Origin of the sequence: Chryseobacterium carnipullorum, from assembly GCF_003815695.1 — a bacterium.
Taxonomy (GTDB): domain Bacteria; phylum Bacteroidota; class Bacteroidia; order Flavobacteriales; family Weeksellaceae; genus Chryseobacterium; species Chryseobacterium carnipullorum.
The window spans coordinates 4,268,093-4,291,664 of record NZ_CP033920.1; the positions used below are offsets into that span (position 1 = coordinate 4,268,093).

Genomic DNA, 23,572 nt, shown 5'->3' on the forward strand with positions numbered 1-23,572 from the left:
TTTTAAGATCCTAAGTATACAAATGCATTTAACACCAAATATGCAGGCGTTAAGTTAAATGCCTGATTTCCTCCATTACTGTTCAACGTTACGCTAGCATGGGTATGTAAACCACTACTTGTTAAGACCTTGGTAGATCCTTGTGTAGAAAATCTAGGACCGTTATTATTAGCAGAAAATGCCCTACCAGTTCCTCCACTACCACTGTTTTGGATTTGTGTCAAAGTGTGTACATGACTTCCGGCAATTGCTGTTGTACCATTAATAGCAAAATTTGGCAGATTATTTCTTGTGAGAATAAGATTAGCTGCGCCACCTACTGTTCCCAACTGTTCGGCTCCGCTCTTAGCTCTCTCCGATCTATTAATAAAGTTCGGAATATTGGTAACAAAGCCTAATGCGGAAGAGTTGGCCTGTGCAGCTGCAGGTAATGAGGCAATACTTCTCCCGTTAAGTAAATACCACCCTCCACTATCGCTGGTGTCTCGGCTGTATTTAATATCTCCAACAACATCTTTTCTTATATTGACGGAACTTATTTTTAGTAAAAATCCGTTACTGTCTACAGCGAGTAGCTGTGAAGTATCAGGAGCAACAGGCAAAGTGCGAATTCTGGCTTCACCATTAACATCCAGCATCGCAGTAGGGTTATTGGTATTTATTCCCACCTGACCTAGACAAAACCCTGAAATAATCAAGGGAATTAACAAAGTAACTTTTTTCATTTCTGTTAGTATTTAAATTGTTGATATTATTTAGTATGTAACAAATTGTAGCTTTTAGAAACAATACTACATTACGGGACAAGGTCATGCAGTATTGTTTAAGATGTGTTTTTAGAATCTGAATATTGTAAATGTTTAACTATGACTAATATATAACAAAAATTGATAATTTTAAAAAATAATTCATAAAATTTAAAATATACTACATCATTTTAGCTATTTTTAACTTAATTTATTCTTTTTTTTGTGATTTAATTTGATAAAATCACATTAAAAAGATTTATTTAATTTTATCTTTTGCCGCTATAAGTAATTTTGCCTTATAATTATTTCTAAAATAATTCTCTAATTAGAGATAAAATGTAAAACTCTTTAATTTTTAAACGTCTTATTCTGATTTACGATTTTTATTTAATTATGGATTTATTACTGAAATATTTGTTGAAATTTATCAAAATGAGTTGATTATTATCACCAAAAAACCTAACAGCATTGTGTTAAACAAAAACTATTACCCCGGTATGAGATAGATCTAACTATTACCTCAAACATTATTTTCGGATTATTTTACCAAGAGGTGGCATATCATGGACTGCACAGAAAGCTGGAAATACATGGTACATGTATACTGTTGAAATTTTTCATCATTTTTTTTAAAATATATGTGTTTTTATTAAATTACGAATTTGAAAAAGACAACTATCTTTTACCTATTAAATTCGATTGCAAATAAAATAAAAAAGCTAACTATCACAAAAAGCAAAGGCCCTCAATAAGCCCCCTAATTTTAAAAAAACTGATTGATAACGAATTACACACTACCTTATAAGATAGCATCCACAACATATTCTATGTCATGGAAGTCTGCACTTTTATTTTTGAAGCGTCATCAACAATTTCCTAAACCTGAAAGTATCAATGCATCAACATAAGAGATAAATACCGGGATTTTAAAATACTATTGAGCTATAGGGTCTTTATGAAAAATGATTTCAATAACCCTAAAGAAGCCAGACAGATAAAACAAAATAAGCTGCCTCATAAGTGAAGCAGCTTATTATTATTTACTGTATTAGGATTTATTGTTTCCAGAAACTCCAAACCCTACCGTTAAAAACAGCCAGTTGCTTATTAAACGTATCATATACCATCATTCCCGGGGCAGGGTTGATGATGTTAAGATGCGGACTGGCCACTTTTGGCAGTATCATTGCTTTAGTGGTGTCCTCCAGGACCAAAATGCCCGGAGTAGAAGTTGGAGTTCCTATTGATGTCTTTGCGGATGTCTTTTCTGTCGCTGTATTTTGGATCAACACACCATCCACCCCCGTCAACGGGTCAACCGTTGTTCCGGATGTTTCTAACGAAAGGTCTTTCCATCCCGAAGCATACTTAATCTTAACTTTTTTATCGCTAAGATCATAAATCATGGTTCCATTGACAGCCCCTGTCACCGCTGCTGTCGATGTTACCCACGGCAGTATGATTCCCCTGTTAGCCGTTCCAAATTCCAGAGAAACAGACCCGGAAGAAACAGAGCTTTTTCCTATGGCAACTTGTGAAAAAAGAGATCCAAAGGACAAAGTCAATATGATTACAAAGATATTTTTCATCTTGAATAGATTTAAAGGTTAATTAGTTGGGCAGGTTTGAGTATTGAAGCAGGTCCATCCGGCCGCAGTTCCGTTGATGTTGACCTGTAAACAATCCAGCGTAATATTATAGACCATCATACCCTCTACAAGATTAGCTGTAGGAATTGCAGCAATCTGTGCTGAGGTAAGTCTATTGGGAACAAAGCCTTTCGTTTTGGCTTCCAAGACAGTCCAGGCACCGTTTCTTACCAGTGGCCAGTTGGCTCCTCCCGAAGAAGCTCCGGCTCGTCCGAGGGATGTAATTCCAGAAGGAGAAGTCAGACGAGTACCGGCAGTCACTGCGGGCCTGTAACACACAGCCTGAGTATCTGTATCTGTGGCCGTATTATTAGTATTGTTGCCATCTGTTACATTAGACGGAGGAGTAATCGTTGCGGTATTAACCAGATTTCCGGTATAAGAAAAAGGTATATTCACTGCTACAGTATAGGTTACCGTACTTCCATTCGGCAGACTTACCACATCATTAATTGCTCCGGATTGTGTTCCGGATACAGAAGTAGCCGCTCCACCAGCTGCAACTGCGGTGTAACTTACATTGGCTGATGGAATTCCAGCAGGAACAGGATCTGAAACCACGGCATTGAGAACAGCGGAAGGACCATTATTACGGGCGACCACAGTGTAGGTGGTCGTAGTTCCGGACGCATAGCTAGAAACTCCATCGGTCTTTGTAACCGCAAGATCTGCAATCAAATTGAGCTGAGTATCTGTATCTGTAGCGCTATTGTTACCTGTGTTGGAATCTGTTACATTAGATGGAGCGCTGATGGTTACAGTATTGACAAGATTTCCAGTATAAGAAAGAGGTACGTTTATTACAACGGTATAGGTTACCGTACCTCCGTTAGGTAAGCCCACCAAATCATTGATAGCACCGGTCTGTGTACCGGAAACAGAGGTGGTGGAACCACTGGATGCCACTGCGGTATAACTCATGTTTGAAGCCGGAATTCCAGATGGAACATTATCTATAACCCTTGCGTTCAATACCCCAAATGGCCCATTATTACGAGCCACTATGGTATAAGTGGTGGTGGTCCCTGGCGTATAGGTAATAGACCCATCAGTCTTAGTGACAGTAAGATCAGTATTTAATGTGATAGGTGACGTAACACAATGCGCACCATCATTGGCCGAACTTGCCGGAGCATCAGAAAGTAAAACCCTTCCTCCTGTCGACAGATTAAACTGATAAAACCCTCCAGCATTACTTACCCCAAACATTTCGCCTGAATTGGAGCCGAACATCGCCCCATAAGGTCCATCAAAATAGCTTCCCCCTATTTGAGTCACAAGTCCCGTATTTGGATTGATTGATATTAATTGTCCATTTGTTAATTCAACCCCATATAGAAGTCCAGTAACCGGGTTATATGCCAAATCAGGCAGATTAGTATTTGCTGACAGAGTTATGGTTGTAAAAGTTAATGTTGTGAGATTTATTTTGAAAATCTGATTGTTGCTGGTATTCTGTTTCACATAAAAATTACCCACATTATCTATTTCTCCGGCATTATAAATTGCAAGTGGAAGGCCTGTTATTGACCCATGAACAGAAGAAGTTCCGTTGGAATTGATCCTTAAAACAGTATTAGAGGCAGAACCAGTGGCCATACCATACATGACGCCATTAACAGGATTAATACCGATAGCATTATAATTACCAGAGGCAGTTCCGACTGTAGTATAGGTAAAAGGATTGGTTGATATTCCAACATCATACAAAATATTAGCCTGTGAAAGATAGAGCTTATTGCTGTTACATCCAAAAGCCTGAGCTTTTGAAAAAACAGCGAATAATAATAGCGCTAATAATACCAGCCTTTTCCCAATAATTTTTTTAAGGTCTTTGAAGTCGAGGGAATAAATATTTTTCATGGTTAAAATTTAGATTAAACTACTTGTGTATTTTGAAATTACTTGTACATAAGCAAATCAACTGAAAAATATAAAATTTACAAAAAAAAGAGGGCCCCAACAGGCCCTCTAATAAAAAATAAACTAATAATCAACACCTTACACATCCCCCATAAAGCTAAGCATCCATATCGAAAGATCCTGATCAGGAGATAATTTCAGTTTTTTTCTAAGATTATACCTGTTATTTTCAACAGTCTTGACCGCTTTAAAGGTGAACTCAGCAATTTCTTTTGTAGAAAATCCCAGATAGATATAGGCACAATAAGTGAGTTCTGATACTTTCAGATTGGGATTCACTTCAAGCATCTTGCCTAAAAAAAAGGGATACACTTCCTGAAAACGGGTCCAGAAATGTGGACTTCCTTCTTTAGCCATTTTTAATACTTCAGAAAATGATTCGTTAATCTTTTTCTGAAGATCCCCGGCATGTTTTTTTTTCAGGAACAGTCTAGCTGCCGTCTGTTTTTTTATAGTTTTTGCTTTTTTATATAAATAAAGAACTGAAAATAATGCACTCACCCCTATAAATACAATAATGTAATAGAGCTCTTCCCTACGCTTCCTTTCATCTTCCACCTGATCATCAAGAAACCTGGATATAGGAATATCTAAAACATTTCTTTCAGCCAGCGTGACACTATCATTCAATTCAGTATACTTTAAAAGGTATTCATTTTCTTTTTCCGTAAGATGAAGATTCCTGTAGGCAACTGACAGCAGTTTATAGGTTTCCACATTTCTTTTCTTAAAGCCCATTTTCTGAGTGATTTCAAGAGACTCATTAAGGTAGATCAGAGCTTTTTTATACTGTTTTTTCGCAATAGATAATTCACCAAATGCACGCAATACATTTGCCTTTCCTTCAATAGGGACCTTTCTGGTAAGAAGGAGGTCATCTGCTTTGCGGATGTAGTAATCTGCAGAATCTATATCATCTCTTTTTAAATGCCTTTTAGCTATTGTAATAAATAGCATGGGTCTTGGAGACCTCATACACTTTCGTTCGTAATAGTATACAGAATCCATCATGTTTAAATTCCCGAAAGAGAAGCGTTTCCATTCATAGATATCATATATTCTTTTTTCCTTCCTTTTTCGGTCTCTGATCTTATTAGCAATAAGGAGGGACTCATCAAAACTTTGGATGGCGTACCGATGGAGTCCGAGCGAATAGTAATTGATTCCATATACATAGGAAAGGCGCGATTTCAATTCATCATCCTGACATTTTTTCAACTTATTTTCTGCAATTTCAAGAAAGAGAAAACTGTTCTTGTTATCATTCATTCCACTTAATGCAGTAGCTATGTTAAGATATCCCGTGATTTCCCCTTTATCATAACGGAGCGTTTTGGCTCTTTTGACAAGCTTCATTTCCTGCAAAACAATTCCTTTATAGTTGCCTACATTACGTAATCTTCCATAACCAATGCTTTGCAAACGATCTATTTGCAAACGGGTATAGTTTTGCGCTTTATATAGTGAAAAAGATAAGATACAGAGTAAGAATAATGTATTTTTAAAATTCATTGTTTCATTCATCAAATCGGCATATTTAAAATACCCCATATTCAAATATTAAATATCTTTCTTGTAAAGCTGTGCAGTCATCGTTCCTTTCCCCCAATTATAATTGAGTCCACTTGCACTGTTCATATTATAACGGATTATACATGGAGAAGCTGTCGTGGAGCCCTGCAGCTCCAAATAGCCGTTTAATGTGTAAGCGACAGTTATATCACTGCTTGTATTATTTATGATCCGTTCAACATATGAGGCACTTACTGTTGACATTTTGACACCATTGGACCCCCTTGGATAAGAAAACTTTCTTGATCCCGCAGGCATTTCAATACCATTCTTAACAAAACGGATTCCATAATAAAGCATCACTCCATCAGCACAGTTTAGATTGCCTGATTCTACTGCCAGCCCTAAAGGAATAGAATAATTAATAACGACCTGCACATCTTTATTGGCGGGAATTACAATGTTCAGTCCCATCCCAATATCAATATTATTAACTGAGCTACCCGTTGCCCAGGTTCCGGTTATATCAATATTATAAGGATTCGTAGCAACTAAAGAATAAATATCATCTAAAGCATATTTTCCAGGTGGCTGTAAAGCAGAGACCGGAAGCCTTTTCCCAACTCCACTGGCGTCCAATACCAAAACGAGATCTGTGGAAAGTAAAGATCCATACTGAGGAACAGCCCTCAGACGGATATTCCCGTTTACATCAAGAGATTGTGTGGGGTTTGCTGTGTTAATACCCACATTATTTACCTGGGCAAGAAAATGAACGCTCACCAAAAGTGAAACGGCTAAAAAAGATTTTTTTGAAATCATCATGTTTTTTTAATTTAAAATTCATCAAATTATTCCTTCATTATTTAATGATGGAAAGGAGTATCGATTTTGTGTTTGTATTTACTTTATAGTAGTCAGTCTATTCATTAGAATATTTACTTATCCATTTATAAAGAGTCGTTTTAGGAATTCTGTAGTCGGCAATGATCTGGGCTCTTGTTTTTTGTCCGGTATAAATGAGATCCAAAATAAAATCTATCATTTCTCTTGTATAAATATTTTTCCGGAACATTGGTTTTACCGACGTATGGTTTAACTTTTTTATTTCATGAGAAGAGACTGGAGGAGAATACAAAATAAGATGTTGAGAATAAACTCTGAAAAAATCAAATTTCAACAGTTTGCTCCATCTCAATACAACATCTGTTGGCAAATCTTTTTGCAAAAACATCGCTTCTATCTCAGATTCTGTGCATTTTATAAAATTGCATATGCGAAGGGTGTCAATTTCCAGTTCATTGACTCTTTCTTTAATCAATAAACCAATATGAATATCTTTAAAATGATTGCTCATCACCGAATTTTTATACTATTAATACACTTTTAAACAGACTCTTTTAATTGGTAAAACCCATTGTATCTTTTTTATTAAGAATTCAAAAAAGGCATATCCTTTTTCAAAGTAAAGACCTAATGCAAATAAAAATAAAAATCTCAAACACTCCCAAAAAACGACACCTCAAGAAGCCCTCTAATTAAGAAAATACTGCCTATAACTCATTTAAACAGTACTTAAAATACACATCCGCAATAAAAGCTCACATTGTATGCTCTGCTATCAGCAAACAGTGGAAATCATACTAATGCTTAATATTATTTCATTCATTTGATAAAATTCCAAAGTGATAAAGACTTCTTTATATTTCTCTTATAATAAAAATAATTTAACAAATTGATAAAAGAGCCAGATAATAAATATACAGTCCTTATTATTGGAAAATTATTAAATATCAAAATCAGCAATCTGATGGAAATTGACAAAAAAATTATGATCTGATGACCGAAAGCTATGGTGGAAATGATCAGTTCATCCAAAAGCTTTCCACCCAATTTCCTTTTCTCACCAAAAAAGAATTAAAACGCGGTATCTATTTCAGAATGAATTTATCTTCAAAAGAAATCTCCTCTCTGAGCAACACAACCATTATTGCAAGTAAAAATTACAATATTCCACTTATCTTTAATACTTTAACAATAATCAATATTTATATTTAAAAAAAAACATTAGAATTATCTAAATACATACAGATAATTTAATTAACTTTAAAGATGCAAATTGAACCGTAAAACGACATCGTCATGAAAAAAATATTTCTTATGGTTTTACATTTTAGCAGGCAGATACATTTTACTTATGAATATCAGTATGAAAATAGAAGTAAAAATATTCAACCTGTAGCACCCAGGTGTGCAGAACAGGACATTCCTTTTTATTCCTGTAAAAAACTCATCTCTCATTATTTTAATACAACATTAAATGATACCAAAAGCAAAACTCTTTTTCGTAACCTCATGTCTGAAAATTGTTTCAATATAAAAATACACTCTTTACTACATTCCTTTTGGCTGTCAGCAATCAGGGCTCCACCTCTTTTATTCAGATGAAAATATAATATACAGATAATCAGTTCAATTAATTAAATTTTTATACTTATGAAAAAAATCATGTTATTACCAATTGTTTTCTGGTCCATTTTAGCTATAGCTCAGGTAGGGATAAACACCTCTGTTCCTAATGCAACTCTTGACGTCACAGGAGTACCCAATATCACGACTACACCAGACGGTGTGATCGCTCCGAGGCTTACAGGTGATCAACTTGCTGCAAAAGACAACGCTTACGGAGCTGCTCAGACAGGCACCCTGATTTACGCTACAGCAGCCGTAACAGCACCTACTGTAAAAACGGCGGCTGTAACACAACCCGGCTATTATATGTTTGACGGGACCAAGTGGGGATATGCATTCGGGGGCAGCAGCACAGGAACGATTTCCCCGGGCCAGCTCGTATATTATCATGGTACAATCACGAACGCGACCTCCAACAATAACTGGATGAACTCTTATTTATCTGATCTACCTGTATTGGATGGAATTTTGAGACTGGACGGAATTTTCCAAGCCAGTTCGGTAGCAGGTCCTGGTACGGTATCATTTAACCCCAGGCTCGTGAATGTCTCCAGTACCAATCAAAAAATATGGGTTGCGGAAATCTCGAGCGTAGACCGCTTTAACTTTGGAAATGTTATTTTGGGAGCCAGTGGCGGCTGGATCAATATCGATAATGGTATTTATCTTAATTATGGAGATAATATGACTTCAGCCAGTGTACCTTATGGCCTGACTGGAGGAACACCCAATAACAACAGTAATGAAGTAGTGGTATTGGACGTCATCTTAAACGGCAAATGGTACAGATGCTACTACTTTTTGGTCATAGATAATAAAAACCAAACCGCACCAGCAGGCTACACCAGAGAAGTTTATTTATCCATCCAGAGACTGTACTAATGTTTTTTCGGAAAAGGAAGTATTTATGATGGTAAAGACTACCGATTGAGCCCCATGTTTCTAATCTATATAAAGTGATATAAAATCTTGGGGCTTTTTTTATTTATGATGCTTTTACCTGACTTTTCAAATGGTACGTATATACATTATACGGCAATATTCTTTTAGCTAAGTTTTTTGAAATAATACAACCGATTAAAATAGGAAAAAACAAAGCGTAGCCATTCGGAACGAGATTACAAACCAGGAAAAGTGCTGTAAAAGGAGCATCAATGGAGGCTGATAAGGTAGCCGCCGCTCCTACCAAGACAAAATTTAAATAAATAAGGGAGGTTCCGAAGAACGTATTACAGAAAAGAGCAAATGTAAATCCCAGAAAAGCACCAGCTACAATACTAGGCGCAAAAACGCCCCCGTCTCCCCCAGCTCCGAGGGTTAATGAAGAAGCCAAAGGCTTTAAAAAGATCAGCAAAATCAGAAATACAAAAGAATAGCTTTGGGGATGAGTCAGAATTTCAGAAAGAGAATGATAGCTGTCTCCGTATAAAAATGGAAAACAAAAAATCATAGTTCCCACAAGCAAAGCACCAAGATTCACTCTTAAAAAATTATTCGGGATTCCTGAAAAAAGTCTTTAATTTTAATAACCAATATGGTAAAATAAACTGACAAAATACCTCCCAATGCACTCAGGATTACAAAAAACGGAACCGCCATCCATTTCCAATCTGTAATCTCAAAGGAAAGCAAAGGTTCGCTTTTAAGGAAATAAAGAAAAATGCCTGAAATAAGAGCTGATGTCGTACAACTGATAAAAAGGGTTTTATTGAATTTTCTGGCAATCACTTCCATGGCAAATAGCCATCCCACAAATGGACTTCCAAACAAAATAGAGACCCCGGCCACAACACCCGCGCAGATCAGCTCCAATTTATAAATATTAGCAGAAAACTGTCTTTCATAGACTGCATTTCCGAGAGTCGCCGTGGCAACAACCGTAGAAACCTCAATTCCGGTGGAACCACCGAAGATCACCGTCAAAAATCCATTAAAATAATGAGATGGAATTTTAAACAATGGCAAATGATCTTTTCTCTGATCCACGGTTTTGTAAATTTCAGTAATCCCTTTATTCTTTCTGTTCCTGAAAAGGTATTTTCGTAAAAAATAAATAGCCGTAATTCCTATTGTAGGAAGAAAAATAAAGAATATAGAATTGGTATTTTCGGCAAAATGAAATATGTTTTTTTGAAAATGCTCTGTGATCAACTTCAATGAATATCCCAAAAAGGATGCACAGATACTGATTAAAATGGAAACCAGCACTAATCTGAAATAGTGGTGTCTTTGTATTATTTTCCTTTTCATTACCTTATTGGATTCAAATTTTTGCAAAATTAGTTGTTATGCAAGTGTATTCAAAAAAATAATGTATCAAATACTCTGAAAGTTGATTTAAGTCAGAATAATAATTATTTTACTTATCAATCTGTAGTTCCTATTATATCTCTTTATTTTACATGCGGCTTATTACCAGAGAGATAGCAGGAAATATTTGTTTTTTAAGCTAAAAAAACAACAGGACTGGAAAAAAGTCGCGTAGTTTCTGAAAATCAGAACCCCACGATTCTTACCTATATAATTTTTTTCCAAAAATTCAATAATCCATTAAATGCAGTCCCTGTCAAATCAAAACTACCAGGAATTTCATCCCATTTGCTCCAATATGTAACCAAGCGTGTTCCAACAGGAGTTGTATCAAGCTGCTCTTTGACGTATTGTGAATAAGAATAATATAAATCTTTATCCGGCATTATCTTATCGTCAATTGAACCAATCGTGTCCATATTTTCGTAGAAAGAATTAAAAAAGTAGAAAGCATCATAATCAAAAAAGGAAATTTCATTGATATTGGAGTGTATAAATTCTACATTGGTAATTTTATAACGGTCAGCTATTTTTTTTGATATTTTAGTAAGAGAAGCTCTTTGCTCAACCCCAAAAAACATTCCTTTTGTGGAAGCCGCTCCAACCAGACAAAATTTTCCGACACCGGCACCGATATCCAATATTTTGCTATCAGGCTTTTCAGCGAGATAATCAGCCGCCATTTTGGCAACATCTACAGGGGTCCAGTGTTGACTCGCCAATTCTCTTATATGATTTGGATAAAGTTCATTAAAAGTACTGTCTTTAACTTCTATATTGAGTTTGAGATGTTCAAAAATCATAACATAAATTTTTCTTTGCCGGAAGTAATGATTAATATAATAAAAATAACCGGATTAACCTACAAACTGATGTTAAAAAAGTAAAATTGACAGGCAGATCCCACAACAATATGACTGATAAAGCATTTTTGGTTTTTCTGTTTTAGCAAATAAGAACGTAACAACGTCCACTCTTGAGATCTTCCCCACCATCATGGCTTCTCATCTTTAAGCCGATCCACTTAAAGAGATTAACTTTATTAACATTTAAATTGATCCTTAACAGTGTATAATTTTCACCCATTGATTAGTATCAATGACAATACCATCTTAATGGATCGTGAGCCGTACAAACATTTTTTTTGAGCCGTACATGCAACGCTTATTTTCTTTGAACATTTAATTTTGTCTTTATGAAAAGTGCGATCTTTCATAACCGCCATACTGAACCGTTATTACTCTCCTATCCTGCACTAATATTGTCTAAGAATATTAAACAATGTCTTTTCTATACAAGCTTTTTTAAGTATTTTTACCTCACATTATATAGATGATCTATGAGAAAAATCTTACTTGCAGGAATTTTGACTTTAGGAGGATTTGTAACTGCAAGTGCACAGTGTACCAGTGTAACTACAATTACAGAAAATTTTGATAGCTGGAAGGATATCAGCAAATGCTGGACTGCTCAACAGGGAAAAGCCATGCTGTATGCCAATGATAAAAGAATTATATTTTATTCGATGAGCAGCCCGGGAGAAAACATGTATCTCATTACTCCAAAAATCAAAGCTGGAACCTATACGCTTTCTTTTGATATATCCGACAACGGAGGAGAAACTACGCTTGAAATGTTCTCCATCAACAACCCATCGGATTCAAAATCATATGTTTCAATCGCTAATCCCTCAAAAATAACGGGAGATAAAAAAACATTTGATATCTACTTAAAAAAAGATTCAAGTTTGGGTCTGAAAGTTTTGTTGAATGGAGTTCATCAGGCAGTGTATGTGGATAATTTTTCCCTTAAACAAAAAAAATAAACGCTTAGAGTGAATATTTTAGAAGTCTTATTAATCCAGAATAAAACATTTCGATGGCACCTTTACTCTCCGAAGTCTCACAGCTTTGGAGATTTTTATTCTTCATTACTTCTGTAAATAAATTCTATTCAAATACAGGAAGCTCAATGTCATCTTTAGTCACCTCTTTTTCTTTACTCCTCAACAGTTTGCTCACCATCTTGACAGGACGACTGGCTAAAAGGGCCGCTGCCTTATTCACTACGGTAACGCCAAGTTTTGATTTAGGATGTGCCAACCAGGGAACTCCAGGAGGTAACTTCTGAACTTTTTCTACAAATGGACGCATCCTTTTTTCATACGCTGCAAATGCATCTTCGTGGTGGTCATGACGTGAAAGTTCACCCGCCAATAAATAAGCCCCCACCATAGCTAATGTAGTTCCCATCCCTGTTAAAGGGGTCGGGCAATAAGCAGCGTCACCAATCATGCCCGCCCGGCCATCGAACCATCGGGGTGCTTTCACCTGACTGATGCCATCAAAATACACTTCGCTGTTATTATCGATTTCTTTCATCAATCGTTCCGCTTCCCATCCGGCACCCGAAAGTTTCTCCTTCAGCACTTTTTTTTGTTCACGATCCGATTGACTGAGATATCCTTTATCATCCGATAGAAAGCTGAAGGAAGCCCTTATCGTACCATGATTGTCGGGACGCAGAAGCATTACCCGCGATCCAGGTGCTGTATACCAGCGTGCCCATTGCGTATCGCTTTCCAGTCTGGGTATCGTATACCATGCATTATAAAGCCCTAAAAATTTTAATTCCGGCTCATCCCCAAAAATTAATTTTCTCGTGGCAGACCGAACTCCATCAGCAGCAATCAATAAGTGGAACGATCCACTTTCGTTATCACTGAATGTAACCTCAACTTTATCGGGTCCCTGATGTATGGCTGTAATGTATTTCCCAAAAACATAGTGCACATCATTCTTAGTGTGTTCATATAAGATATTCACCAAATCACCTCTGAGTATTTCGGCTTCACTCGTAAAACTGCCACTGCCTTCTGCTGGAAATTCAGCTTCCACCTCATTATCACAGTTGATGAACTGTAATCCTATCTCTCCGGTATTGGCGGCAAGTATTTCTTTCTCAATGCCCATCATTCTTACGATGGCGCGCCCGGCTCCCCTGATATCCAGATTCTGACCGCCTAATCTCAACGATTGGGAACGCTCCACTATGGTTACCTCAAAGCCATATTTAGCCAGCCAAAACCCTAAGGTTGGACCTGCAATGCTTGCCCCGGAGATGAGTACTTTATTTTTACTATTCATTTCGTTTTTATGCTAAATTTGTAATTGATACAATGCCCTCACTTACTTTTTATACGATTTTTATCTGCCTTTTTTAAGTCCTCTGATTTTTGGGAAATCTCCTCCAGACTCAGGCCTTTATAATTTATAAATAGGTCATGATGGTGATTATCCAGTTTTTGTAATAGGAATGACAAGGAGCTAATGTTTACGTTTTAAGTATATAACTAAAAATACGAATACGTTTTAAAATGATGAAATTATTTTGAATATAAAAAAGACTCACTGCGAAATTATTATATTTTTTATAACGTATTTAAACAATTAAATGTCAAAAAATCTCGCTAAATTAACCTGTTGATTACCAATGCGCCACCCCTATGAAGAATTTTAAAGAAATAAGCTTACCTGATTTGTCACATACGACTTTATCAATGGCCTATCCTTCCGGACAAAAGACATTACCTGAATCAGGAATTGTCTTAGCAGCAGATGTGGGTGGAACCAAAACAGAACTGGCGCTTTTCCAGATAAAAAAAAAGAAACTGGTTGCCATCAAAAGTGAACGATACGCCACCACAGATCACAATTCATTCGTAAAGGCAATCCAGCATTTTCACGAAGATAAAACTTCTGTTATTGACTGCGCTTGTTTAGGAGTAGCCGGTCCCGTAGATGGTGATAAAGTCCGGGGCGTTAACTTCGCCTGGGAAATCGACGCCAAAAAATTAGAAGCTGATTTGGAAATAAAGAAGGTATTGTTAATCAACGATCTTCAGGCCAATGCTTACGGCCTGTCTGCCCTTAAAGCTTCCGACTTTGAAACAATTTCCAAAGGAGAAAAAAGCGAAGGGAATGCGGTCGTTATTTCACCGGGAACAGGTCTTGGTGAAGCGGGAATGTATTGGGACGGGGCCTATTATCATCCCTATGCCACAGAAGGAGGACATTCTAATTTCGCCCCAGGCAATGAACTGGATCTGGAATTATGGAAATTTTTACATCATAAATTTAACCACGTAAGCTGGGAAAGAGTGATTTCCGGACAGGGCATCAACAATATATATGATTTTTTAAGAAATTACAGGGGTGAAAAAGAACCCGGCTGGCTCACGGAACAGTTAAAGGGTGACAGCCCCTCCAAAGTCATATCTTCAGCAGCCATAGAAAAAAAGGATTCCGTATGTGTTGAAACCATGCAGCTGTTCTTAAAATACCTGGCTGTAGAATCCAGCCAACTGGCTTTAAAAGCAAAAGCGACCAGCGCAATTTATATCGGTGGCGGAATTCCTCCAAAAATTCTCAGTCTGATTGATAAAAAAGAATTTTATAAAAATTTCATCAACGTCGGACGAATGGAACATCTGCTAAAAACCATTCCCATTAAAGTCGTGCTTAATGATAAAACAGCTTTAATGGGAGCGGCTTACTATGCGGCAATGGGAATTTTGAAATGATAACAACTATTTATTTTGCCACCTTTTATACGCATTGATTAATCCGTTAGTAGAAGAATCGTGGGAATCTATTTCATCGTTATTATCCAGTTGTGGAAGTACATTGGTAGCTAACTGTTTACCCAGTTCCACGCCCCATTGGTCAAAGCTGAAAATATTCCAGATCACTCCCTGCACAAAAATCTTGTGTTCATACAGTGCCGTCAGTGCGCCTAACGAAAAAGGGGTAATCTCTTTAAGCAAGAAGGAATTGGTAGGCTTGTTCCCGGTGAAAACTTTAAACGGAATTAATTTTTCCATCTCTGATTCTTCCATTCCTGCATCTTTTAATTCGGCGGCAACCTGCTCTGCGGTTTTCCCGTTCATCAAAGCTTCAGTTTGGGCGATAAAGTTTGAAACCAATATTTTGTGATGCTCTCCAACAGGGTTATGACTGATTGCCGGTACAATAAAATCACAGGGAATCAAATGAGTTCCCTGATGAACCAATTGATAGAACGCATGCTGTCCATTGGTTCCGGGCTCCCCCCAAACAATAGGTCCGGTGCTGTAGGTGACATCATTTCCATTCCGGTCGGTATGTTTTCCGTTGCTCTCCATATTTCCCTGCTGAAAATAGGCCGGAAAACGGTGCATATACTGATCATAAGGAAATATGGCTTCTGTTTCCGAACCAAAAAAATTGGTATACCACAACCCTATTAAAGCCATGATCAAAGGAATGTTTTCTTTAAAATCTGCCGTTCTGAAATGCTGGTCAGTTGACTCAGCGCCTTTAAGTAATTCTTCAAAATGATCATATCCTATGGTGAGCGCAATGGAAAGTCCGATACTGCTCCACAGACTGTAACGACCGCCTACCCAATCCCAGAAAACAAACATATTTTCGGGATCAATTCCAAATTTTTCCACGCCTTCCTTGTTAGTGGAAAGAGCGACAAAATGTTTAGCGACAAATTTTTCATCTATAGCCGATTTTAGGAACCAGTCACGGGCTGTTTGTGCATTGGTCATTGTTTCCTGTGTGGTGAACGTTTTGGAGGCAACCGTAAAAAGTGTTTCTTCAGGATCTAAGTTTTTTAAAGTTTCCACAATTTGAGTTCCATCCACATTGGAAACAAAATAGGCATGAATTCCCTCTATCCAATAAGGTTTTAACGCTTCGGTAACCATTACAGGTCCCAGATCACTTCCTCCTATCCCGATATTGACAATATTTTTAATTTTTTTCCCGGAATATCCTTTCCATTCTCCGCTATGAATTTTTTCACAAAAAGCCTTCATCTTCTCACGGGTTTCGCGAACTTCCGGCATAATATCTTCTCCATCGATACTCATAGACTGGTCTGAAAAATTTCGCAGGGCGGTATGCATCACGGCGCGGTTTTCTGTTCCATTGATTTTTTCACCTGCAAAAATGGCATCCATCGCATTTTTCACCTTACAATCGTCCGCCAGCTGCAGCAGTTTTTCAAGAGTTTCATCAGTGATGATATTTTTAGAATAATCAAAAAGGATCTCATTGAATGTAATCGACATTTTCTCAAACCTTTTGGAATCTTTTGTAAAAAGGTCTTTTATCTGAACGGTTTTTATTTCGGTATGGTGTGCCAGTAATGCTTTCCAAGCTGCTGTTTCTGTGGGATTTATTGTAGGAAACATTTTTTATTTTTTTAATATTAATATTTTACTTTCTAAGAAGCTTTGCTAAGATTAAGGAAGAATCTAAAAATTAAAAGCATGTTTACATTTTAAAATTTTTCACCATTTATAAATAATCGGTCACTTTCATTGTCATTATCTATAAATTTTTACCATTAAGATCTTATTAAGAAGTGAAGAATATTAAGTTTAGCTTCGCTTTAAGAAGTATTTAAAAATCTATTTGAATTTTTCTTACTTAAGCTTATATTCTTCAATGTTCTTAAGGGTTTGGATGTTTATCAATTATTGAATAGAATGTAAACAGCCACTCTGTATTCTTATTTTTTGTCAGGCAGATTGATCCAGTGGAAGCCATCTTTTGCGATCAGAGCGTCTGCATTTTCAGGGCCCCAGGAGTTGGCAGGATAATTCGGGAAGTTGTTCATTGTATTGTTTTCCCAATAATCAAGAACCGGCATGACCACTTCCCAGGCTGCTTCTACCTGATCTGCGCGCATAAATAAAGTCTGATCTCCTGAAATAACATCCAGCAAGAGGGTTTCATAGGCCTCCGGAGCATCTGTTTTTGTTTTCACTGAATAATCAAATACCATATCTACCGTATTTAAATTCATTTCAAGACCTGGTATTTTGCTTTCGAGTTGAAACCTGATCGCCATATCGGGTTGTATACTGATGATCAATCGGTTCTGTTTTAGAACATTTTGCTCTCCGTTATTGAACATATTGTGAGGAACTTCCCGAAACTGTATGATAATATGCGAAGCTGATTTAAAAAGTCTTTTCCCGGTTCGCAGATAAAAAGGAACGCCTTGCCAGCGCCAGTTATCGATATTAAATCTCATCGCGGCGTAGGTTTCGGTGTTAGAATCCGGGGCTACATCCACTTCTTCACGATACCCGGAAACTTCTTTTCCTTGTACCCAACCCGGACCATATTGTCCTCTCACCGCCATTGTATCAATTGTTCCCGGTACAATTTTTCGTATCGCTTTCAAAACATCTACTTTCCGGTCACGCACAAGATCGGCATCAAAGTTGACAGGCGGTTCCATGGCGATGATGCACAGTAATTGCAGCAAATGATTTTGAATCATATCTCTCAAAATTCCGGAATGGTCAAAATATCCGCCTCTGTCTTCTACCCCAATCTGTTCGGTAACAGAAATCTGCACATGTTCAATATGCGTACGGTTCCAAAGCGGTTCCATGATCGTATTGGCAAAGCGGAAAGCCATTACATTCTGAACGACCTCTTTTCCTAAATAATGGTCGATTCTGTAAATTTGTTTTTCATCAAAAATCGTCAGCAACTTTGTATTTAAAGCCTTTGCAGATTCGAGATCCCTTCCAAATGGTTTTTCAATAATGATGCGTGTGGTTTCCTTATTATTGTCCAGTTTACTTTTTGAAATGTTCTCTGCGATGGTGCAAAATAAATCCGGCGAAACCGCACAGTAATATAATATTGAAGGGTCTTGCTTCCACTCTTCTTTCAAGGTATTGATTTTTGAATCAAACTCATTGTAAGAAGCGACATCCTTGATATCCGATGCCTGATAAGAAATATTTGAAGAAAATTTAGCCCATTGTTCTTTTTTAGCTTTCCCTGTCCTGGAGAATTCATTAATTCCCGCTAATAAAGAATCGCGATATTTTTGATCGGTAAAATCGGTCCTTGAAGTCCCGATTATAGCAAATTGTTCAGGAAGCCGGTTTTCAAGAAAAAGATTGTATAAAGCCGGAATAATTTTTCGTTTGGTTAAATCTCCGTTACCTCCGAAAATAATGATAACAGTGGGATTTACTTTTATATTTGATGGGTTTGCCATTATTTAATTTTTATAAAAATTCTGATTAAAAAACAATTTAATTTTTGCTGTTGTCCATCCATTCGGTATGAAAAACGCCTTCTTTTCCTTTCAGTTCATAAGTATGTGAGCCGAAATAATCACGTTGTGCCTGGATGAGGTTGGTCGGCATATTTTCACTGCGGAAATCATCGAAATAACTTAATGCCGCAGAAAACGCCGGTATAGAAATACCGTGGGTCACCGCATCAGAAACGACAGTGCGAATGCCCGGAATGCTTTTAGTAAGACTTTCTGCAACGGTTTCATCCAAAAGTAAATGTTGCAGTTTAGGATTCTTGTTGAAAGCGGCATATATATCTTCTAAAAATTCGGAGCGGATAATACAGCCCCCACGCCAGATTTTTGCGATCAGATCTAAATTCAGGTTATACTTAAATTCTTCGTTCCCCTGGTAGAGCAAATGCATTCCCTGAGCGTAAGCGGAAACCATAGCAAAATAAAAAGCATCCTCCAGTTTATCCAGATAGTCACTCTTATTTTCCTGATACTGCATTTCGGTTACATCCGGATATATTTTCGAAGCCTGCACCCGCAGCTCTTTTAAACTGGAAAGATCACGCATCGAAACGGCAATGTCTATGATCGGAGTGGGAAGATGCAAATCCATGGCCGCCTGGGAGGTCCATTTACCTGTTCCTTTGGCTTTAGCTTCATCTCTGATACTATCCAGCAAAAGATGGTTTTCCCCCTCATTTTTGTACGTAAAAATATCAGTGGTAATTTCTAACAAATAAGATTTTAAGTGACCTTCATTCCATTTTTTATAGACTTCATGAATCTGGCTGTTGTCCATTTGAAGACCTTTCTTCATGATTTCATAGGACTCAGAGATGAGCTGCATGATCGCATACTCAATTCCATTGTGTACCATTTTTACAAAATGACCCGCGGAACGATCTCCCATAAAACCAACGGTAGGTTCACCATTGACGTGAGCGGCAATTTTTTCCAGAATGGGTTTTATGATTTCGTAAGCTTCCTTATCACCGCCGGGCATCATGCTTGGACCTCTCCTAGCTCCTTCTTCACCTCCCGAAACACCCATTCCTACAAAATGAAGACCCTTATCTTCCAATTCTTTATATCTTCGTTCGGTATCGGTATAATGTGAATTCCCGCCATCTATAATGATATCTCCTTGATCCAAAACAGCCAGCAATTCTTTAATAACACTGTCGACGATTTCACCGGCAGGAACCAGCAACATCACCGTCTTCGGACTTTTAAGACTGTCGGTAAATTCCTTCAGATCTGAATATCCATGGATATTTTGATTGTTTAAATGATTAAGGGCATTTACTTTATCCACACTGTTATCGTATCCGGCACAAGGGTAACCATGGTCGGCAATATTCTGTAAAAGGTTGGAGCCCATTGTCCCCAAACCTATCATTCCGAATGCGTTTTGATTTTTATTTTCGTGTTCCATCATATTATTATTTTCGAGTAAAATTTTCGAGAATTGTTTTCGTCGTTTCAAAGTCTTTGTGCAGGATACTATTAATTCCCATATTTTTAGCAGCATCTGCCAGCATTGGTCTATCGTCAAAATAAATACATTCATCGGGTTTAACCTGAGCGATATCCATTGCCATTTTAAAAATTCGCGGATCCGGTTTTCTTACCCTAACATAACAGGATGAGAAAAAGCCGTCAAAGACTTCATGTAATTTAAAAGTCTGAATCCGATATTCGTTAAGATCTGCATTTTCATTACTGAGGGCAAATAAGGGCAAGTCGGTTTGTTTTTTCCATTTTTTCAGCCATTCCAGGAGGTCTGGCAATTCTGTAGATTGGGAAAAAATAAATTCTTTAAACTCCTCTTTCGTAAAATCACGAGGTTTATGAAATAAAACAGTATTTAAATATTGATCGAATGAAACGCTTCCTATCTCAAAAACATTGTAGATGAAATTGTGCAGAATATTCATTTCTTTAAAATCAAAATTAAAAATTTCCGCAGCCTTTTCCCGCGAATTGTAATCCCAGCCATTGGTAAGCAATACCCCACCAATATCCATAAAGATCACTTTTATTTTCGATACGTTAAACTCAGTCATTGTTTATTTTTTATGTTATTACTACCCGGAACCGCTACTGATAGCTTATTTAGTAAACCTTAGATTTCATCCACTAAGATTCTTCTTAAGATTTTCAGCATACTTTGTTTGAATTTTGCTTTAGGATGAACAGCTTAAAGAAATCCGTGGATCTCTTCTTCATTTCCCTTAACTGCTCAACTTTTTTTAATGGTTTGCAATTTCCATCCATTATTAAAGTCTGCGCAGATCATTATTTTCCAAATCCTGAATTTTTTTCAATCGGCGAAGATGTCTTTCTGCTCCGATAAACCGGGCATTGAGAAACGCCAGAACCAACTCTTCTGCACTTGAATAGCCCGTCACACGACCACCAAGACAGATTAAATTCATATCATCATCTTCTACCCCCTGGTGCGCCGAGAAATAATCCGTAATTAAAGCCGCTCTGACACCGGAAACTTTATTGGTAGCAACACAGGCACCGACTCCACTTCCACAAATAGCAATGCCGCGGAACACTTCTCCGGCAGCTACCGCTTTTGCAAGTGGAATCACATAATCCGGAAAGTCATCTGTATTATCGAGTTTCATTGCGCCATAATCTATCGGTTCAAATTGATTTTCAACTAAAAAAGACTTCATTCTTTCTTTGAGTTCAAAACCGCCGTGATCCGCGCAAATACCTATTTTTCTCAGTACTTTTGACATTTTTCTTTTTTTATTGAGTTCTGAAATGATTTTTTAACAGAAAAGGATCTATACTAAGTTCGTGAAAAAATTTATTCCTTCTTCAAAAACAAATCTTTCGCTTTTTTTACTACATTTTCTACGGTGAATCCATATTCTTTCATCACTTCTTCTGCCGGTGCAGATTCTCCAAACTTGTCTATTCCGATCACATCACCATCGTCGGTCGTATATTTCATCCAGCCCACCGGAGACCCTGCTTCTACCGCCAGTCTTTTTCTGTTTTTCTTTGGTAAAACCTGTTCCTTATAAGCATCAGTCTGCTGATCAAATAAATTCCAGCATGGCATACTTACCACTCTTGCCTTAATGTTACTTTTCTTTAATTCCTCCTGTGCTTCAAGGATCAAATGAACTTCTGATCCGGTGGCAATAAGAATCATATCCGGTTCTCCCTCTGAATCTGAAAGAATATAAGCCCCTTTCTCGAGGTTTTTCGCGCTTGCATATTTGTTTTGATTGATCACCGGAATTCCCTGGCGGGTTAATGCAATAGCGACTGGTCCATCTTGATGTTCAATGGCTACGCGCCAGGCCTGTGCCGTTTCGTTGGCATCCGCCGGTCGGATAACAGTCATATTGGGAACCGTTCGTAATCCAATCAATTGTTCTACGGGCTGATGGGTCGTTCCGTCTTCGCCAAGAGCAATACTATCGTGGGTAAACACCATAATATGACGTATTTTCATGATGGCAGCCAACCTAAGCGGTGGACGCATATAATCTGAAAATATTAAAAATGTGGCTCCATACGGAATTAAGTAATTGCTGAGAGCCATTCCGTTTAGGATTGATCCCATTGCGTGTTCACGGATTCCAAAATGAAAATTACGTCCGTCACGATCTTTCGCTGAAAAGGATTGGTAAGCCTCAAGAACGGTATCGGTGGAAGGGGATAAATCCGCGGAACCTCCGATCAACTGTGGTAAATATTCTGCAATCGCATTCAGTGTTTTTCCTGAAGCTTTACGGGTGGCTATTTCCTCACCGGGTTCAAATACGGGAAGCTTTTCTTCCCATCCTTCGGGTAATTTTCCAGAAGCGATAGATTCATATTCTTTGGCAAGCTCAGGATGTCTTTTCTTATAATTTTCATAGAGTTTATTCCAATTATCTTCATTTTCAGCAGATTTTTTTCCTGCTTCATGATAAAAGGCTGAAACGTCATCAGGAACCACAAAATTCTGATCAGGATCAAAACCGAAATGTTCTTTCACCAGACGAACCTCATCTTTCCCCAAGGGTGACCCATGTGCAGCAGCAGAATTCTGTTTATTGGGACTTCCGTACCCGATATGGCTGCGGACTTTTATCAGTGACGGACGTCCGGTTTCATTCTGTGCGTTCTTTATCGCATTGGACAAAGCTTCCAGATCATTGATGTCCGGCAGATCCTGCACATGCCATCCGTAGGCTTCAAATCTTTTAGATACGTCTTCATCAAACGCTAGATCAGTATCACCTTCTATCGTAATATGATTGCTGTCATAGAAATAAATCATATTTCCCAACCTTAAATGGCCTGCTAATGATGCAGCTTCGGCTGAAACGCCTTCCATAAGATCACCGTCACTGCAAATTGCATAAATTTTATAATCGAAAATATTGAAATCCGGTTGATTATAACGTTCAGCCATGTATTGCTGGGCAATGGCCATTCCTACTCCATTGGCAAATCCCTGTCCAAGGGGACCTGTTGTTACTTCAATTCCGGGAGTAAGTCCGTATTCGGGATGACCTGCGGTAATGCTGTGTAATTGTCTGAAATTTTCAATGTCTTTCAGGGTAATATTGTAACCGGTCAAGTGCAGATAACTATACTGCAACATACATGCATGACCACAGGAAAGAATAAATCTGTCACGGTTTGCCCATTCTGGATTTTGAGGATTATAATGCATGAACTCGGACCATAATATATGACCTAATGGGGCTAAGGCCATGGGCGTTCCGGGATGTCCGGAATTTGCTTTTTGTACGGCATCGGCTGCCAAAACTCTTACGGTATCAATACTTTTCTGAATTAAATTTTTATTCTCCATTTTTA

At 37.6% G+C, this 23,572-nt stretch carries 20 protein-coding genes; 4 read left to right on the forward strand and 16 right to left on the reverse strand.

All coding sequences use genetic code 11. The annotated features are described in order from the left end of the window. Positions 1-2: 2 nt before the first annotated feature. The 6 genes from EG346_RS19535 to EG346_RS19560 form a co-directional block, all read right to left on the reverse strand. On the reverse strand, positions 3-725 hold the full coding sequence (locus tag EG346_RS19535) for a hypothetical protein (protein WP_123880934.1): 723 nt from the start codon (positions 723-725) through the stop codon (positions 3-5). A 1,079-nt stretch (positions 726-1,804) separates the two neighbouring features. Next, complete coding sequence (locus EG346_RS19540; protein ID WP_123880936.1) at positions 1,805-2,338, reverse strand: phage tail-like protein; 534 nt, start codon at positions 2,336-2,338, stop codon at positions 1,805-1,807. 18 nt (positions 2,339-2,356) lie between these two features. Further along, positions 2,357-4,261 carry a DUF11 domain-containing protein gene (locus tag EG346_RS19545; protein WP_123880938.1) on the reverse strand — a complete coding sequence of 635 codons (1,905 nt, stop codon included), beginning with the start codon at positions 4,259-4,261 and terminating at the stop codon, positions 2,357-2,359. A 138-nt stretch (positions 4,262-4,399) separates the two neighbouring features. After that, positions 4,400-5,872, reverse strand: a complete 1,473-nt coding sequence (locus tag EG346_RS19550) for a helix-turn-helix transcriptional regulator (protein WP_123880940.1) — start codon at positions 5,870-5,872, stop codon at positions 4,400-4,402. A 9-nt stretch (positions 5,873-5,881) separates the two neighbouring features. Next, on the reverse strand, positions 5,882-6,658 hold the full coding sequence (locus EG346_RS19555) for a hypothetical protein (RefSeq protein ID WP_073330981.1): 777 nt from the start codon (positions 6,656-6,658) through the stop codon (positions 5,882-5,884). A gap of 97 nt (positions 6,659-6,755) precedes the next feature. After that, positions 6,756-7,190, reverse strand: a complete 435-nt coding sequence (locus EG346_RS19560; protein ID WP_123880942.1) for a transposase — start codon at positions 7,188-7,190, stop codon at positions 6,756-6,758. Between the two features lie 482 nt (positions 7,191-7,672). Between EG346_RS19560 and EG346_RS19565 the strand changes: the two genes are divergently transcribed. Both EG346_RS19565 and EG346_RS19570 read left to right on the forward strand, forming a co-directional pair. Next, positions 7,673-7,891, forward strand: a complete 219-nt coding sequence (locus tag EG346_RS19565; protein ID WP_123880944.1) for a hypothetical protein — start codon at positions 7,673-7,675, stop codon at positions 7,889-7,891. A gap of 438 nt (positions 7,892-8,329) precedes the next feature. Beyond that, on the forward strand, positions 8,330-9,187 hold the full coding sequence (locus EG346_RS19570; RefSeq protein ID WP_123880946.1) for a phage tail-like protein: 858 nt from the start codon (positions 8,330-8,332) through the stop codon (positions 9,185-9,187). A 103-nt stretch (positions 9,188-9,290) separates the two neighbouring features. Here EG346_RS19570 and EG346_RS25435 read toward each other — a convergent pair whose 3' ends face one another. The 3 genes from EG346_RS25435 to EG346_RS19580 form a co-directional block, all read right to left on the reverse strand. After that, the gene (locus EG346_RS25435; RefSeq protein ID WP_317048606.1) at positions 9,291-9,755 is read right to left on the reverse strand and encodes a chloride channel protein; all 465 of its coding nucleotides are present in this window, start codon (positions 9,753-9,755) and stop codon (positions 9,291-9,293) included. 32 nt (positions 9,756-9,787) lie between these two features. Then, positions 9,788-10,555, reverse strand: coding sequence for a chloride channel protein (locus EG346_RS25440; RefSeq protein ID WP_317048607.1), 768 nt, complete (start codon positions 10,553-10,555; stop codon positions 9,788-9,790). A 266-nt stretch (positions 10,556-10,821) separates the two neighbouring features. Further along, positions 10,822-11,418, reverse strand: a complete 597-nt coding sequence (locus EG346_RS19580; RefSeq protein ID WP_073331000.1) for a methyltransferase domain-containing protein — start codon at positions 11,416-11,418, stop codon at positions 10,822-10,824. 536 nt (positions 11,419-11,954) lie between these two features. Between EG346_RS19580 and EG346_RS19585 the strand changes: the two genes are divergently transcribed. Then, a complete protein-coding gene (locus tag EG346_RS19585) occupies positions 11,955-12,440 on the forward strand; it encodes a hypothetical protein (RefSeq protein WP_123880948.1) in 486 nt (161 codons plus the stop codon). 124 nt (positions 12,441-12,564) lie between these two features. Here the strand turns inward: EG346_RS19585 and EG346_RS19590 are convergent, their stop codons facing one another. Further along, positions 12,565-13,761, reverse strand: a complete 1,197-nt coding sequence (locus EG346_RS19590) for an FAD-dependent monooxygenase (RefSeq protein ID WP_123880950.1) — start codon at positions 13,759-13,761, stop codon at positions 12,565-12,567. Positions 13,762-14,120: 359 nt separating this feature from the next. On the opposite strand from EG346_RS19590, the gene glk reads away from it, so the two are divergent. Then, the gene (glk, locus tag EG346_RS19595; protein WP_123880952.1) at positions 14,121-15,197 is read left to right on the forward strand and encodes a glucokinase; all 1,077 of its coding nucleotides are present in this window, start codon (positions 14,121-14,123) and stop codon (positions 15,195-15,197) included. Between the two features lie 6 nt (positions 15,198-15,203). Here the strand turns inward: glk and pgi are convergent, their stop codons facing one another. From pgi to tkt, 6 genes are all read right to left on the reverse strand, one after another. Next, positions 15,204-16,859 carry a glucose-6-phosphate isomerase gene (gene pgi / locus EG346_RS19600; RefSeq protein ID WP_123880954.1) on the reverse strand — a complete coding sequence of 552 codons (1,656 nt, stop codon included), beginning with the start codon at positions 16,857-16,859 and terminating at the stop codon, positions 15,204-15,206. 320 nt (positions 16,860-17,179) lie between these two features. Further along, entirely contained in the window at positions 17,180-18,694 is a 1,515-nt protein-coding gene (gene zwf / locus EG346_RS19605) for a glucose-6-phosphate dehydrogenase (protein ID WP_123880956.1), read from the reverse strand. Between the two features lie 37 nt (positions 18,695-18,731). After that, a complete protein-coding gene (gene gndA, locus EG346_RS19610) occupies positions 18,732-20,168 on the reverse strand; it encodes an NADP-dependent phosphogluconate dehydrogenase (protein ID WP_317048608.1) in 1,437 nt (478 codons plus the stop codon). A gap of 4 nt (positions 20,169-20,172) precedes the next feature. Then, positions 20,173-20,796 (reverse strand): HAD family hydrolase, encoded by a 624-nt coding sequence (locus EG346_RS19615; RefSeq protein WP_123880958.1) that lies wholly within the window; start codon positions 20,794-20,796, stop codon positions 20,173-20,175. A 213-nt stretch (positions 20,797-21,009) separates the two neighbouring features. Next, positions 21,010-21,486, reverse strand: coding sequence for an RpiB/LacA/LacB family sugar-phosphate isomerase (locus EG346_RS19620; RefSeq protein WP_123880960.1), 477 nt, complete (start codon positions 21,484-21,486; stop codon positions 21,010-21,012). Between the two features lie 71 nt (positions 21,487-21,557). After that, a complete protein-coding gene (gene tkt / locus EG346_RS19625; protein WP_123880962.1) occupies positions 21,558-23,567 on the reverse strand; it encodes a transketolase in 2,010 nt (669 codons plus the stop codon). Between the last annotated feature and the right edge of the window lie 5 nt (positions 23,568-23,572).

Excerpts from the sequence above, each read along its gene's own strand:
- glk (WP_123880952.1), top strand. The coding sequence starts at position 14,121 with ATGAAGAATTTTAAAGAAATAAGCTTACCTGATTTGTCACATACGACT.
- EG346_RS19585 (WP_123880948.1), top strand. The coding sequence starts at position 11,955 with ATGAGAAAAATCTTACTTGCAGGAATTTTGACTTTAGGAGGATTTGTA.
- EG346_RS19570 (WP_123880946.1), top strand. The coding sequence starts at position 8,330 with ATGAAAAAAATCATGTTATTACCAATTGTTTTCTGGTCCATTTTAGCT.
- EG346_RS19620 (WP_123880960.1), bottom strand. The coding sequence starts at position 21,486 with ATGTCAAAAGTACTGAGAAAAATAGGTATTTGCGCGGATCACGGCGGT.
- EG346_RS19550 (WP_123880940.1), bottom strand. The coding sequence starts at position 5,872 with ATGGGGTATTTTAAATATGCCGATTTGATGAATGAAACAATGAATTTT.
- EG346_RS19565 (WP_123880944.1), top strand. The coding sequence starts at position 7,673 with ATGACCGAAAGCTATGGTGGAAATGATCAGTTCATCCAAAAGCTTTCC.
- tkt (WP_123880962.1), bottom strand. The coding sequence starts at position 23,567 with ATGGAGAATAAAAATTTAATTCAGAAAAGTATTGATACCGTAAGAGTT.
- EG346_RS19615 (WP_123880958.1), bottom strand. The coding sequence starts at position 20,796 with ATGACTGAGTTTAACGTATCGAAAATAAAAGTGATCTTTATGGATATT.
- EG346_RS25440 (WP_317048607.1), bottom strand. The coding sequence starts at position 10,555 with ATGAAAAGGAAAATAATACAAAGACACCACTATTTCAGATTAGTGCTG.
- gndA (WP_317048608.1), bottom strand. The coding sequence starts at position 20,168 with ATGATGGAACACGAAAATAAAAATCAAAACGCATTCGGAATGATAGGT.
- EG346_RS25435 (WP_317048606.1), bottom strand. The coding sequence starts at position 9,755 with ATGATTTTTTGTTTTCCATTTTTATACGGAGACAGCTATCATTCTCTT.
- zwf (WP_123880956.1), bottom strand. The coding sequence starts at position 18,694 with ATGGCAAACCCATCAAATATAAAAGTAAATCCCACTGTTATCATTATT.
- pgi (WP_123880954.1), bottom strand. The coding sequence starts at position 16,859 with ATGTTTCCTACAATAAATCCCACAGAAACAGCAGCTTGGAAAGCATTA.
- EG346_RS19545 (WP_123880938.1), bottom strand. The coding sequence starts at position 4,261 with ATGAAAAATATTTATTCCCTCGACTTCAAAGACCTTAAAAAAATTATT.
- EG346_RS19540 (WP_123880936.1), bottom strand. The coding sequence starts at position 2,338 with ATGAAAAATATCTTTGTAATCATATTGACTTTGTCCTTTGGATCTCTT.
- EG346_RS19580 (WP_073331000.1), bottom strand. The coding sequence starts at position 11,418 with ATGATTTTTGAACATCTCAAACTCAATATAGAAGTTAAAGACAGTACT.
- EG346_RS19535 (WP_123880934.1), bottom strand. The coding sequence starts at position 725 with ATGAAAAAAGTTACTTTGTTAATTCCCTTGATTATTTCAGGGTTTTGT.
- EG346_RS19590 (WP_123880950.1), bottom strand. The coding sequence starts at position 13,761 with ATGAATAGTAAAAATAAAGTACTCATCTCCGGGGCAAGCATTGCAGGT.
- EG346_RS19555 (WP_073330981.1), bottom strand. The coding sequence starts at position 6,658 with ATGATGATTTCAAAAAAATCTTTTTTAGCCGTTTCACTTTTGGTGAGC.
- EG346_RS19560 (WP_123880942.1), bottom strand. The coding sequence starts at position 7,190 with ATGAGCAATCATTTTAAAGATATTCATATTGGTTTATTGATTAAAGAA.